Below are 12948 nucleotides of genomic sequence, written 5' to 3' on the forward strand. Positions count from 1 at the left end.
CCGCCCTCGTGGAGGCGCGTCAGATAGTCGTCAGTCCGGCCGCGCGAAGCTCGTCACCGGTGAAGCGGAGTGTCCCGGCATCCGGGTTCTTGGAGTCACGCAGGGCGAACGCGTCGGCTACGCCCGCGAGCGGGGCGATCTCCACACAGGACTCGCCCTCGCCGTCCTCGTTGTTGCTTCCGCCGCACATGCGGCGGAAGGCCAGCGGGCCGAGATCGTTCGCGTACAAGTCCACAGCCATGCTGAACAGACCTCCTGGCAGATTGGTGGATGGAGTTGACGGCCCCGCCGTCTCTCGGGCGGGGGCCATCTTCATGGCCGGCCCTTCCCTGGTGGTGTGGTGTTCCTTGGGGCAGGCCGTGTGCCAGGCGCGCCGGCTACCGCGGCGCCGGAGACGCCAGCTTGAACAGCGTGATCACGACGTCTTCCTGGTCGTGCCGATGGCGGCAGGCTTTGCAGGTGGCGCCTTGGGCAGAAAGTCCTTCAGGAACGCCGTCAGCATGTGGTCAGCTCGGGCCTTGGCTTCCTCGCGAGTGCGGAAGCTCTCCGACATCGGGGTCATGCCCTTCCGATTCGGCAGCCGGGGCCAGAGCGTGAACTCCTGGCAGTGATCAACGATCGAGAAGACTTTGATCTCCCCGACCATTCCGTACTCGGTGTCGGTGAAGTGCGGCTGCCAGCGGATCTCCAGCTTCACTGATCCGCCTCCCGCTGCACGAGCAGCAGGTCCCACGGCTCGGTGTTGGGACGCTTCTCCAACAGCCCGTGCCCTTCGGCCAACTCCAGGTATCCGCTGTACCCGGCCGAGATGGCGTATGTGCCGTCCTGCACCCCACGCGCGACCATCAGCGCCAGGTACTCCTCCCACGTCCACCTCGGAGGAGGCCAGAACTCGGGCTCGGCATCCGGCCCCAACGCCTCCAGCTCCTCAGGCGCAAGATCACCCACGTAGGCCGTGCGCCTATGCACGATGTCGGGACCCGACTGGCAGGTCAACGGCTTTGCCCGGTGTCTGCATGATCTCTGTGCGAGGGCCATGCATCGACGGTAGGAGGGGCTGCGAGCCAGGCTCAATGAGTGTGGCAATGTGTGGCCCACAAGTTCATCGTCGCTGGTAGGCCGTAAGAGCCTTGGCTATGAGTTCGCGGGCTCTAGCTCCATAGACAGCCATGTCAGCGAGGCGTCCGAACTCACGGACATAGCGAGCGATCTCTCCAGGCGCGGTGACAGTGATCGACGCGGTCACCAGTTCCACGCTGACCTGAGTGTCGTCGAAGACCGTGAAGTTGTGAGGAACATGTGCGCTTCGGATGATCCCAGTCGGGACAACGCCCAGGGACACGGACGGGAAGGACATCGTTGTGAGTAGATGCTCCATCTGGGCGGCCATCACGTCAGGCCCGCCAAGCTGGTAGCGAAGTACGGCTTCTTCAACGACGAACGCGAAGCGGTGCCCCGGCTTCATCAGCACTGCGGCGCGCGCCACACGTGCATCTGCGGCTGCTTCAACATCATCGATGAGTTGATGGCCCGCTGCGATGCCACGAAGAAGTGCGACGGCATAACCGCGTGTCTGGAGCAGGCCGGGGAGTACCTGTGAGAGGTAGGCCCGCATCAACTCCGTGCGCTCGTAGAGCGGCACGCGTGCCTCTTGCAGTTTGCGCAAGCCGGTCCTCTGCTGGCGCTTCCACTCAACGTAGGCGCTTTCGACCGTGAGGAGTGCGGCGACAAGGTCATCCGTCTGCTCATCAGCGCCACAGAGCCGGCACCACGTACGTATGTCGGCCACTGATGGCGCGCGTGCCGCGTGCTCAATCTTGCTGATCTTCGTACGTTCCCACCCCGCCGCCCGAGCTAGATCAATCGCGCTCAGCTCAGCGTTTAGGCGTAGGTCCCGAAGTCGGTTAGCAAGGGCGCGCCTGGCTCCCTGGACAGAAGAAGATGGCGAGGTGGGCATGTGGTACCGGTTGGCTAAAACTACGAGAGTTTGAACTCTGCGTGGTCAGTAGCACGGGCCCATACCGCCTCGAACGCTCTCCGGCATGAACGAATGATGTCCGGGTCCTCACAGAGTTCGTCTTCGACGATAGAGCCGTCACCGGCGAAATGGTGAAACCTGATCACGCGATCGTCGAACAGCCAGAAGTCATTGCCAGGCAAAGCAAGATCAGATGTCTGCCGCCGGGGAAGCCAGCGGACACTTTCACCGGCGGCAATGTTCATGGAATCGGTTACCGCGTGCTCAAAGCGGATGTAGTCGCTCGCGGGTAGTGATACGACTCTCGCGCGTCGCACTGTGACACCACGAGAACGAGCGGTGTCGATTAGCCTATGCCAGCGCTGTTCCCGCTCGGTTCGGTCGAAGGCCGGTCCGCCTTGGAAGGCGAGGAATGAAGGATCGTCCGGCGTGTACGCGTCTCGCATCTCGAGGTGGAGTGCTGCGTGAGTGGTCTGAGCAAGGAGCTCAGCGAACGGCGGGACCGTCTGAGTCACGAAGCGCCTCCAGGATCAGTGCCTTCATACGGGCTGGCACCCGTACCGCCGACTCGTGAGACGCTAGCCCAGACGTTTCGTTCATGTGCCTCAGGTCGCCGGGGTCGGTGACTGTTTCGCCAACGAACACCAGATCGCCGGTCTCCTCGTCCATATGCAGGGCGGGGCAGTGGTCGCCGTCGGTCTCGGGGTCGATCACCAGAAAGCGTAGCCGCATGGGTTTCTCCGGTGTTGAGATGTGACTGTCTGTGGCGCACATGTGAGCTCGAACTGGAGTGGAGCCCCAGGCTCGCTACCTAGCGTGAACTGGGGCTTTGTCTCCTGTGGCCAGATCGGACCTGGTCTGCCATGAAGCGTGGTGGACGATAGCGGGATCGAACCTGTGACCTCTTCGGTGTGAAAGAAGAGGTCTCTGTGTCCTCATCCCTGAATACAGCCGGGCGGGCGTTCGGATCGCTATGACCGCTTCCGCAATCGGGGCTTGCGGTTCTTCATGCATATGACTGAGCGTGAATGAAAATACGCATACAGTCAACCCTTGGCGCTCAGTGCACATCTGACCATGACCAAAGCCCCGGACATTGACAAACGCCCTGTGGAGACCGAACGGGGAGAGGTTTGGTTGTGGCAGTCACGTAGCGGCCTTTGGTCAGCTCGGGCCTTGGCTTCCTCACGAGTGTGGAAGCTCTCAGACGGCGGCACGTCGAACAGACCGACGGTCGCAGCTTTATGGCTGTGGCTACCGGGCACTGTCCTAGAGCAGTGTGGCCAGGACGAGTGGTTGATCCTCGTTGAGGTGCCTGTCCTGGCCGAACCCGGCCCTGCCGTATCCGACGACGCCGCTCCGGGAGTTTGCTCTACCCGGCATGTTTCCGCGACCCGACAGAGCTCCGCGCCTGCGTTCAGGAGTGGTTGCGAGCGCGGGGCATTACCTAGCGCTGAGCAGTCATGTTTCAAGCAGCGAACACCTTCTCGCCATGATGGGTGAAGGGTCTTCGTCGCATGAGCAACTTTAGGGGTGCTCCCGATTTCCGCCTGGCACTGGGAAATCAAGCCTTCATTGGCGCACCTCCATGGGCGTGAGGAACCGGCTACGACCTCACCAGTCCCGGCAAGCTCTCCGGGTCACCCCCACGGGCGTCGCGACGAGGGCAAGTCGGCACCGGAGTTACCGCGACCACACGGGTGATCCCCACGGGCGTGGGGACGAGTGGGCCCGGTCCTGCAGGCGCTGCTGCTTGGACGGATCACCTCCACTGGCATGGGGACGAGTCACGTCGGCGGGCAGCATCCGCGTCTCCGATCGGATCACCCCCACGGGCGTGGGGACGAGGAGCCCCACGCCAGCCAGGCCTAGGATCAGCGCCAGCAGATCAACCCCACGGGCATGGGGACGAGCTGAACACGTGCTCGCCGCGCAGCTCAGAAACCGGATCAACCCCACGTGGGGGTGAACCGCTGGCGCGCGCGTCAGCACCCTGGTGTGCAAGACCACAAGCCCCGGATGTCGGCCGTCCGAGGCGCAGGCGGGGCCGGGGCTCAGCGTGGGGCGCGGGTGATGGTCAAGGCGGGGCCGGTGCGGTCGGTGAAGAAGTCGTCGCCCTTGTCGTCCACCACGATGAACGCGGGAAAGTCCTCCACCTCGATCCTCCAGACCGCCTCCATCCCCAACTCCGGATATTCCAGCACCTCAACCTTCTTGATGCAGTCCTGAGCCAACCGAGCCGCCGGCCCACCAATGGACCCGAGGTAGAACCCGCCATACTGCCGGCAAGCCTCGGTAACCTGCTTCGAGCGGTTGCCCTTGGCCAGCATCACCATGGACCCGCCGGCAGCCTGGAACCGCTCGACATAGGAGTCCATCCGCCCAGCGGTGGTGGGCCCGAAGGACCCGGACGCATAACCCTCGGGCGTCTTTGCAGGCCCGGCGTAGTAGACCGCGTGATCTTTGAGGTACTGCGGCATGGCGCCACCGCCGTCCAGCAGTTCGCCGATCTTCGCATGCGCGATGTCGCGCGCGACGACAAGCGGCCCGGACAGCGACAACCGCGTCTTGACGGGATACTTGGTGAGTTCGGCAAGGATCTCGTGCATGGGCCGGTTGAGGTTGATCTGGACGACGTCGTCGGACAAGTGCTCGTCCGTGGTGTCGGGCAGGAAGCGGGCCGGGTCGGTCTCCAGCTTCTCCAGGAAGACGCCCTCCGGCGTGATCTTCGCCAGCGCCTGCCGGTCCGCCGAGCACGAGACCGCGATCGCGACCGGGCAGGACGCCCCGTGCCGCGGCAGCCTGATCACCCGCACGTCGTGGCAGAAGTACTTGCCGCCGAACTGCGCCCCGATGCCGAGCTTCTGGGTCAGTTCGAACACCTTCCGCTCCAGCTCCACGTCACGGAACCCGTGCCCGGCCGCCGAACCCTCCGTGGGCAGCGCGTCCAGGTAGCGGGCGCTGGCGTACTTGGCGGTCTTCAGGGCGTACTCGGCGCTGGTGCCGCCCACGACGACCGCCAGGTGGTACGGCGGGCACGCCGCCGTACCGAGCGAGCGGATCTTCTCCTCCAGGAACGCCAGCATGCGCTTCTCGTTGAGCACCGCCTTGGTCTCCTGGTACAGGAACGACTTGTTGGCCGACCCGCCGCCCTTGGCCATGAAGAGCAGCTTGTAGCTGTCGTCGCCCTCGGCGTACAGCTCGATCTGGGCGGGCAGGTTGCTGCCGGTGTTCTTCTCCTCCCACATCGTCAGCGGCGCCATCTGCGAGTAGCGGAGGTTGAGCTTGGTGTAGGCGTCGTAGACGCCGCGGGAGATGTGCTCGGCGTCGCGCCCGTCGGTGAGCACGTGGCGGCCGCGCTTGCCCATGACGATCGCGGTGCCGGTGTCCTGGCACATGGGCAGGACACCGCCGGCCGAGATCGAGGCGTTCTTGAGCAGGTCGAGCGCGACGAAGCGGTCGTTTCCACTGGACTCGGGGTCGTCGACGATCTTCCGGAGCTGGGCAAGGTGGCCGGCGCGCAGGTAGTGGGAGATGTCGTGGATCGCGGTCTCGGTCAGCGACCGCAGCACCTCGGGGTCGACCTCGAGGAACGTCCGCCCGGCCGCCTCGACCTTCCGCACCCCCTCCGTGGTGATGAGCCGGTACTCGGTCTCGTCGGCGCCAAGCGGAAGCAGGTCGGTATAGTCGAACTCGGGCATTCTCTCGATCCTTTCGGTCCCCCTAGAGGGTACGCCCACCGGAGGTCATCGCCCGCCCGCCCGCCTGCCGTGCGGCGGCCTCGATGCGGGCGTGCTGTTCCTTCCACCAGCCGGGGTCGTTCGAGGCGAGGTTGTCGCGGGTACGGCGCAGCCCGGCCGCCCCGTCGAGCATCTCCCTGACGATGTCGGCGTGCCCCGCGTGCCGGTTCGTCTCGGCGGTCATGTGGACGAGCAACCAGTGGAGGTCAGGGTGCCGCCGCTCCTCGGGCCACCAGGGCACGGTGCCGGTGGCGTCCAGGTCCAGGGTCTCGATGGTCTCGTCGGCGTGGGCGCGCGCCCGCTCGTAAAGGTCGAGGAGCTCTTCGCGCGACTGCTCCGGTGTCGCCCACATGTCGGAGTTGAGCTCGGCGTCGTCGCTGATCCACGGCACCGGCTCGGGGAAGGGCCGCCCGAACACGTCGCCGAAGTACCCGACCTCGACACCCGCCAGGTGCTTGATGAGTCCGAGCAGGTTGGTCCCGGTCGGCGTCATCGGCCGGCGGATCTCGTACTCGGGAAGCCCTTCGAGCTTCCACACGATGGAGTCGCGGGCGTCGCGCAAGTAGCGGTGGAGCAGTGCCTTGTGATCGGTCATGCTCGAAGTCTCCCGCACGGAAAGAGGTGGTTCGCCATGGTCAGGGATGACTTCCTCGCCGCCGCCCGCTCGGCGGCCGGTCTGTTGCGCGCGCCGGAGGTGGCCGCCGCGTGGCCGGGTCCGAGCGCGCTGGCCGGCTTCAGCGTGTCCGGCCTCGCCGGGCATCTCGCCTATCAGGTCCTGGGTGTACGGCAGGCGCTGGCCGCCCCGGTTCCGGAGGAGGAGACGGTCACCCTGCTCGGCCACTACGAGCGCGTGGAGTGGATCGGCTCGGCCCACGAGGACCCGGTGAACGTGCGGATCAGGGACGGCGGCGAGCAGGTCGCGGCGGACGGGCCGCAGGCTCTGGTGGCGGCGCTCGACGCGGCGGTCGCCGAGCTGGCCGGGACGCTGGCCACGTTGCCCGAGCGGGCGGTGCGCATCCCGCTGTGGGGCCCGTGGTCGTTGTCGCTGTCCGACTTCCTGGTCACGCGGATGATGGAGCTGGCGGTGCACAGCGACGACCTGGCCGTGAGCGTGGGGGTGCCGACGCCGGTGCTGCCCGACGAGGTCATGGAGACGGTGCTCGATCTGCTGGCGCGGCTGGCCGTACGGCGTCATGGGCAGGTCGGGGTGTTGCGCGCGCTGTCGCGGGCCGAGCGGGCGCCGGGGAGCATTGCCGCGTTCTGAACGAGACGAGACGGTTCGTATTGACAGAGGCGGGAGGCCGCTGCATACTTCTACTCATGCGAGACGGACCGTCTCGGTTCACTGACTGAGGAGAACACTTATGCGCACGTGGTTCATCACCGGTGCAAGCCGCGGCCTCGGCCGCGCGTTCACGGAGGCGGCGCTGGAGCGTGGCGACAGGGTGGCCGCCGTGGCCAGGAACGTCGGGACATTGCGTGACCTGGCGGACAAGCATCAGGACCGGCTGCTGGTGCGGGAGCTCGACGTGACGGATCGGGAGGCGGTGTTCGCGACCGTGAAGGCGGCGCACGAGCACTTCGGCCGCCTGGACGTCGTGGTCAACAACGCCGGGACCATGTCGTCCGGCATGATCGAGGAGTTCACGGAGGAGGAGGCCCGGGCGCAGTTCGAGGTCAACTTCTTCGGGGCGTTGTGGGTGACGCAGGCGGCCATGCCGTACCTGAGAGAGCAGAGGTCGGGGCACATCGTGCAGATCTCCAGCATCGCGGCGCTCGGCGGCTTCCCCACGACGGGCCTGTACAGCGCGAGCAAGTTCGCGCTGGAGGGCATAAGTGAGGCGCTCGCGATGGAGGCCGCCCAGTTCGGGGTGAAGGTCACGATGGTCCAGCCGGGCGGCTACTGGACGGATCTGTACACGAGCATGTCCGCCTCCGAGCCGCTGCCGGAGTACGCGGAGCTGCGGGAGGAACTGGCCAGGCAGTGGGCGGAGGGTTCCGTGGACAGCGAGCCGAGGCTGGCCGCGGAGGCGCTGCTCAAGCTCGTGGACAGTCCCAATCCGCCGTTGCGGCTCCTGCTCGGCAGCATGGTCTACGACCTGGCGTTCGGCATCTCCCGGCAGCGTATGGAGACGTGGGCCGCCTGGGAGGAGGTCAGCCGGGCGGCGGAGAAGGCGGTGCCCGCGCCCGAGGTCACGGCGTGAGCATGGCGACGGCGGTGTCCACGGCGCCCGCCACGTCGTCGTCCTGCGGATACAACAGTGCGCGGCCCACGACCAGGCCGCGCACGCCGGGCAACTTCAGCGCCCTGCTCCACGCCGCGTACGCCAGGTCGGGCGCCTCGCCGGGGTCGCCGCCCAGCAGGAGCGTGGGCAGGGTCGTGGCGGACATGACCCGCTCCATGTCCGCCACGACCGGGAGCTTCAGCCAGGTCCTGGCCGAGGTCGCGCCGAGTCCCTGGGCGACGTTGACGGCCTTGATCACGCCCTCGGGCGACAGGTCGTGGCCGGCCCGCGCCGACCAGAAGGGCTCGACCATGGCGATCAGGCCGCCGGCCGCGAGTTCGGTCACCGCCCTGCCGCAGGACTCCAGCGTGGCGGCGGTGGCCGGCTCGTCGAGGGCGATGCGGCAGAGCATCTTGCCGCCGTCCAGCCGCATGCGGGCGATCGTCTGCACGTCGTAGGCGGTGAAGCGGTCGTCGAACTCGAAGGCCGAGCCCTGGATGCCGCCCCGGTTCATGGACCCGATCACGATCTTGCCGTGCAGGGCGCCGAGCAGCAACAGGTCCTCGACCACGTCGGGAGTGGCCAGCAGCCCGTCCACGCCTGGCCTGGCCAGTGCGATCACCAGGCGGTCGAGCAGCTCGATCCGGCTGCCCATGGCCAGCGGGCGCGGGCCCGCGCCGAGCGCGCCGCGGGCCGGATGGTCGGCCGCGATGATCATGAGCTGGCCGCGCGAGCCGGTCGGCGGACGGCGCCGCCGCGAGGCCGCCGCGTCCGCGATGCGCTCTGGGAACAGAGCCCTGATCTGCCGGATCTCGCGGTAGTCAGCCAATGCCCGCCCCGTCCATCACGACACCTCCGCGATCTCCACCGGCCGCCGCTCGCGCCGCGACAGCTCCGCGGCCTCGGCCACGTACAGGGCGGCCAGGGCGTCCTCGATCGTGCACCGGCCGCTCGCCCCGCGCAGGAAGGCGTCGATCTCGTTCGCGTACGCCTCGGCGAACCGGCTGACGAAGTCCGGCCACGGCGGCCCCTCGAACCCGGCGATCGGGGCGCGCGGCCCGAGCCCGACCGCGTGTGTGCCCTTGCTGCCCGCCAGCTCCATCCGCACGTCGTAGCCCGCGCCGTTGTAGCGCGAGCCCTGCACGGTGGCCAGCGTGCCGTCGTCCATGGTGACCAGCGCGGCGCTGGTGTCCACGTCCCCGGCCGCGGCGAAGAAGTCCGCGTGGCCCAGGTTCGAGCCGGTCGCGTAGACGGTGGCGACCTCGCGCCCGGTGATCCAGCGCAGCAGGTCGAAGTCGTGGATGTGGCAGTCGCGGAAGATCCCGCCCGAGGTGGCGACGTACTCGGCGGGCGGCGGCGCAGGGTCGGCGGTGATGAGGTGCAGCCGGTGCAGCTCGCCCAGTTCGCCCGCGCGCAACGCCCGCGCGGCGGCGGCGAAGCCGGGGTCGAAGCGGCGCTGGAAGCCGATCTGCACCTGCGCGCCCGTCCTGGCGGCGAGTTCGGCCAGCGCGCGGGTCTCCCCGACGGTCGCGGCCACCGGCTTCTCGCAGAACGCCGGCAGCCCGCGCTCGACGGCCGTCCTCAGCAGCTCGGCGTGGGTTCCCGTCGGGGTGGCGATGACCACCGCGTCGGCCTCGAACGGGTCACCCGGCCGGCCGTACGGCGACGTGCGCACCGGGTCGGCGACGATCAGCTCCTCGACGAGCGGGTGGGCGGCCAGCGTGGCCGCGTGGAAGGCTCCGATCCTGCCCAGGCCGAGCAGTCCGACGCGCATCGCGCCTCCAAGGGTGTCGGCTTCCTTTTCTAGGCGACGCCTCTGTCTCAGTCAATCCTTTGTCCTGACATTCTGACCTTTAGCTCCCGTACGGCTCCCGCCGCCCGATGGGCCGGCAGCCGGGCGAACCCGACGACGATCGCCGGCGGCCCCGGGCGGAACCGCATCGGCCCCACCGGCTCCGCGGCCAGCCCGAGCGCCTGCGCGGCGGCGGCCGCGGCCGCCTCGTCCCCATCGCCGGGCAGTTCCAGGTACACGTGCAGACCGGCCTCGATGCCGCGCACCCGGATCTCGGGCAACTGCTCGTTCAGGGCGGTGACCAGGGCGTCCCTGCGCCTCCTGTACTCCCGGCGGGTGCGCCGCAGGTGCCGGTCGTAGCCGCCGGTGCGCAGGAAGTGGGCCAGCGCGTACTGCTCGATCACCGGGGAACCCAGGTCGAGCTCGCCGCGCGCCTGCCGTACCGCGGAGGCGAGGTCTTCCGGCGCGGCCACCCAGCCCAGCCGCAGTCCGGGCGCCAGCGACTTGCTCACGCTGCCGGAGAGGATCACGCGGTCGGGCGCGAGGCCCTGAAGGCAGCCGACGGGGTCGCGGTCGAAGCGGAACTCGGCGTCGTAGTCGTCCTCCAGGACGATCCCGCCCCACTCGATCAGCTCGGCGCGGCGGCCGGGGGAGAGCACCACGCCGGTCGGGTAGTGGTGGGCCGGGGTGAGCAGCACCGCCTCGGCACCGCTGGCGGCCAGCGCCTTCACGTCCAGCCCCTCGTCGTCGCAGGGCACCGGGACCGGCGTCGCGCCCGCCCGCCGCAGCAGCGGGAACTGGCGTGAGCTGCTGGGGTCCTCGATCGCCAGCCGTTCGACGCCCAGGACGTGCAGGCTCAGGCTGAGTCCCTGCGCGACGCCGCCGACGATGATCAGGTTCTCGGGACGCACGCTGGCGGCCCTGACCCGCTTGAGGTATCCGGCCAGCTCCTGCCTGAGCTCAGGAACGCCGCCGGGGTCGCCGTAGTCGAACGCGTCGGAGGGCAGCGTGGACAGCACGTGCCTGACCGAGGCCAGCCAGCGCTCGCGCGGGAATCCACTGAGATCGGGCGAGGTGGGGCGATGGCCGTAGAAGGGGGCACAGACGGTGTCCTCGCGCGGTGGCGGCGGGGCCTGGCGCGGGGCGGAGACGGCGGCGGCCACGTGGGTCCCCTTGCCCACCCGCGAGACCAGGAACCCCTCGGCGACCAACTGCTCATACGCTTCGACCACCACCCCGCGCGAGACGGCCAGGTCGGCGGCGAGGTCGCGGCTGGCGGGCAGGCGGGTGCCGGGCGCGAGGCGGCCGTCGCGGATCGAACCCCGCAACTCGGCGGCGAGCTGCGCGGCCAGTCCGCCCTGCTGCCGATCGAGCGGAACATGAAGGTCGGTCACATTGGTCCCCGTTTAGCGCCGGATATTGGACTGTTTCGGCAAGCCATTGCCTTTCTAGCATGCTGCGCATGAGAAACGGAGCGCTGGGCGCGGCCACGGCGATGTTCCTGGTGGGAACGCTGGCCGCCGTGTCCGGCCTGATCAAGGACTATCCCGTGTACGGCGGGCAGTTCGTCCGCTACCTCCTGGCGGCGGCGATCCTGCTGGGGGTGACCAGGGTGCTCGGGCTGCGGTTCGTCCGGTTGACGCTCCGGGAGTTCTGCTGCCTGGCGGGGCTGGCCGTACTGGGACTGGTGGTCTTCAACGTCTGCGTGATCGAGTCCACCCGCGACTCGGGACCGGCGCTGGTCGGGACCGTGCTCGGGACCGTGCCGCTGGTGCTCGCGCTGGTCAGCGGGCGGCCGGCACCCCGGTTGCTGGCCGGGGCCGTCGTCGTGGTGGCGGGGGCGACGCTGGCCACCGGGCTCGGGACGGGGAGCGCCTCCGGGCTGCTGTGGGCGCTCGGGGCGCTGGTGGGGGAGGTGAGCTTCTCGCTCCTGGCCATTCCGTTGCTGCCGAGGCTGGGGGCGATCCGGGTGTCGGCCTATTCGACGGCGCTGGCCGTACCTTTGCTGGCGGTGGTCGGGGTGACGGTCGAGGGCACGTCGATGTTCCGGGCGCCCACGTTGCCGGAGGCGCTCGGGTTTCTCTATCTGGCCGTCGTGGTGACTGTGGTGGCGTTCTTCCTGTGGTACTCGGCGTTGCCCAGGCTCGGGGCGGGGCGGGCGGGACTGTTCGCCGGGATGATCCCGGTCGGTGCGATCGTGACCGGGGTGCTGCTCGGTGTGGCCACGCCCTCCGTCTATGACCTGCTGGGCGCCGGACTGGTGATCGCCGGCATCGTGGCCGGGCTCACCGCTACCGTTTCAGAGTCGGCCACTGTCCGCTCTTGATGCCGCTCAGCACGATGAACACGGTGGCGACACCGATGCCGCCCACGACGAGCAGGCCGATGGCCATGACGACGATGTATCCGACTTCCATGGCGGCCTCCCTCCTCCTTACATGGTGAAACGTCGGGAGGCGGGAGGGCGGTGTCCGGATATTTCGCGTTTTACTGAGATTTTGCGCCATGAATCACGAGGGCCCACATAAAGCAGCCGAACGACCCCGTAGCGGCCAGGGCGCGCACGACATTCCACGTCACCCAGCTCCCCTCGAAGGCCGCCCGCACCGCCCCCAGATCGGGGATCTTGTCCGGGTCGCCCGCCTTGGCGAGCTGGTCGTTCAGCGGAACGTTGACGCCCGCGGTCACGAAGAACATCACCAGATAGAGCACGAACCCCGCGATCACCCAGGGCAGCACCGGCCGCAGATCCCCCCGCCAGTGCAGCACCACCGCGGCCAGCATGAACAGCAGGCCGCCCATGAAGGCGCTCATGAACACCGGGTTGATGATGGCGACGTTGATCCGCTGCATGGCTTCGACCAACGTCCTGTTACTGCTCTGCCTGAGCCCCGGCATCACCGAGTAGGCGAACGCCGCGAACAACCCGGCCATGAGACCGGCGCTGAGCGTGGACAGGAGCAGGGCGAGCGTGCTGAGTGCTTTCAAGCTGTTCTCCGAGGTGCGGTACGGCAGGCGAACGCCACCCTGACGCACCCCCACCTGAAACGCCAGCCCAGCACCCTTCATGTTGCTGCACCCCACCCCTGCAACAACGTGCAACCCCACCCCGGCCCGCCCACGCCCCGGGCTGTCCACACCCCGGCCCGCCCACGCCCGAGTCCACCTACTCCCGGCACGCCACACCCACGTCTCCACCCGGCCCCCACCCCC

Annotated in this window: 16 protein-coding genes and 1 pseudogene; 3 read left to right on the forward strand and 14 right to left on the reverse strand. The window is 68.3% G+C overall.

The genetic code is table 11. The features are described 5' to 3' along the window. Positions 1 to 19: 19 nt before the first annotated feature. The 9 genes and pseudogenes from ACIBEJ_RS31575 to ACIBEJ_RS31615 all read right to left on the reverse strand — a co-directional run bounded on the left by ACIBEJ_RS31575 (position 20) and on the right by ACIBEJ_RS31615 (position 6313). Positions 20 to 241 (reverse strand): DUF397 domain-containing protein, encoded by a 222-nt coding sequence (locus tag ACIBEJ_RS31575; protein ID WP_397186508.1) that lies wholly within the window; start codon positions 239 to 241, stop codon positions 20 to 22. A 174-nt stretch (positions 242 to 415) separates the two neighbouring features. Beyond that, the gene (locus ACIBEJ_RS31580) at positions 416 to 697 is read right to left on the reverse strand and encodes a hypothetical protein (protein ID WP_397186509.1); all 282 of its coding nucleotides are present in this window, start codon (positions 695 to 697) and stop codon (positions 416 to 418) included. Further along, entirely contained in the window at positions 694 to 948 is a 255-nt protein-coding gene (locus tag ACIBEJ_RS31585) for a hypothetical protein (protein ID WP_397186510.1), read from the reverse strand. The genes ACIBEJ_RS31580 and ACIBEJ_RS31585 overlap by 4 nt, the downstream gene beginning before the upstream one ends. Positions 949 to 1102: 154 nt before the next feature. Continuing rightward, positions 1103 to 1642, reverse strand: coding sequence for a DUF5753 domain-containing protein (locus ACIBEJ_RS31590; RefSeq protein ID WP_397186735.1), 540 nt, complete (start codon positions 1640 to 1642; stop codon positions 1103 to 1105). A 111-nt stretch (positions 1643 to 1753) separates the two neighbouring features. Further along, a pseudogene (locus ACIBEJ_RS31595) lies at positions 1754 to 1957 on the reverse strand (helix-turn-helix transcriptional regulator); the annotation flags it as partial. Positions 1958 to 1977: 20 nt separating this feature from the next. Then, the gene (locus ACIBEJ_RS31600) at positions 1978 to 2424 is read right to left on the reverse strand and encodes a DUF6879 family protein (protein ID WP_397186511.1); all 447 of its coding nucleotides are present in this window, start codon (positions 2422 to 2424) and stop codon (positions 1978 to 1980) included. 40 nt (positions 2425 to 2464) lie between these two features. Continuing rightward, positions 2465 to 2692: a hypothetical protein gene (locus ACIBEJ_RS31605; protein WP_397186512.1), complete on the reverse strand. Its 228-nt coding sequence runs from the start codon at positions 2690 to 2692 to the stop codon at positions 2465 to 2467. 1340 nt (positions 2693 to 4032) lie between these two features. Then, positions 4033 to 5679 (reverse strand): fumarate hydratase, encoded by a 1647-nt coding sequence (locus ACIBEJ_RS31610; protein ID WP_397186513.1) that lies wholly within the window; start codon positions 5677 to 5679, stop codon positions 4033 to 4035. A gap of 22 nt (positions 5680 to 5701) precedes the next feature. After that, complete coding sequence (locus ACIBEJ_RS31615) at positions 5702 to 6313, reverse strand: DinB family protein (RefSeq protein ID WP_397186514.1); 612 nt, start codon at positions 6311 to 6313, stop codon at positions 5702 to 5704. 36 nt (positions 6314 to 6349) lie between these two features. On the opposite strand from ACIBEJ_RS31615, the gene ACIBEJ_RS31620 reads away from it, so the two are divergent. Next, positions 6350 to 6982: a maleylpyruvate isomerase N-terminal domain-containing protein gene (locus ACIBEJ_RS31620; RefSeq protein ID WP_397186515.1), complete on the forward strand. Its 633-nt coding sequence runs from the start codon at positions 6350 to 6352 to the stop codon at positions 6980 to 6982. A 100-nt stretch (positions 6983 to 7082) separates the two neighbouring features. Continuing rightward, entirely contained in the window at positions 7083 to 7922 is an 840-nt protein-coding gene (locus ACIBEJ_RS31625; protein WP_397186516.1) for an SDR family oxidoreductase, read from the forward strand. Here ACIBEJ_RS31625 and ACIBEJ_RS31630 read toward each other — a convergent pair. The 3 genes from ACIBEJ_RS31630 to ACIBEJ_RS31640 are packed head-to-tail and all read right to left on the reverse strand — an operon-like array spanning position 7912 to position 11129. Further along, positions 7912 to 8772, reverse strand: a complete 861-nt coding sequence (locus ACIBEJ_RS31630) for a deoxyribose-phosphate aldolase (RefSeq protein ID WP_397186517.1) — start codon at positions 8770 to 8772, stop codon at positions 7912 to 7914. The two genes, ACIBEJ_RS31625 and ACIBEJ_RS31630, sit on opposite strands and share 11 nt — an antisense overlap. A 15-nt stretch (positions 8773 to 8787) precedes the next feature. Further along, a complete protein-coding gene (locus tag ACIBEJ_RS31635; RefSeq protein ID WP_397186518.1) occupies positions 8788 to 9717 on the reverse strand; it encodes a Gfo/Idh/MocA family oxidoreductase in 930 nt (309 codons plus the stop codon). A 47-nt stretch (positions 9718 to 9764) separates the two neighbouring features. Then, positions 9765 to 11129, reverse strand: a complete 1365-nt coding sequence (locus ACIBEJ_RS31640; RefSeq protein WP_397186519.1) for a PLP-dependent aminotransferase family protein — start codon at positions 11127 to 11129, stop codon at positions 9765 to 9767. A gap of 68 nt (positions 11130 to 11197) precedes the next feature. On the opposite strand from ACIBEJ_RS31640, the gene ACIBEJ_RS31645 reads away from it, so the two are divergent. Beyond that, a complete protein-coding gene (locus tag ACIBEJ_RS31645; protein ID WP_397186520.1) occupies positions 11198 to 12061 on the forward strand; it encodes a DMT family transporter in 864 nt (287 codons plus the stop codon). Here the strand turns inward: ACIBEJ_RS31645 and ACIBEJ_RS31650 are convergent. After that, on the reverse strand, positions 12027 to 12152 hold the full coding sequence (locus ACIBEJ_RS31650; RefSeq protein ID WP_379610684.1) for a hypothetical protein: 126 nt from the start codon (positions 12150 to 12152) through the stop codon (positions 12027 to 12029). The two genes, ACIBEJ_RS31645 and ACIBEJ_RS31650, sit on opposite strands and share 35 nt — an antisense overlap. Before the next feature lie 70 nt (positions 12153 to 12222). After that, positions 12223 to 12804, reverse strand: coding sequence for a DUF1772 domain-containing protein (locus ACIBEJ_RS31655; RefSeq protein ID WP_397186521.1), 582 nt, complete (start codon positions 12802 to 12804; stop codon positions 12223 to 12225). Positions 12805 to 12948 lie beyond the last annotated feature (144 nt).

The organism is Nonomuraea sp. NPDC050790 (assembly GCF_044456745.1).
In the GTDB taxonomy this organism is placed as follows: Bacteria; Actinomycetota; Actinomycetes; order Streptosporangiales; family Streptosporangiaceae; genus Nonomuraea.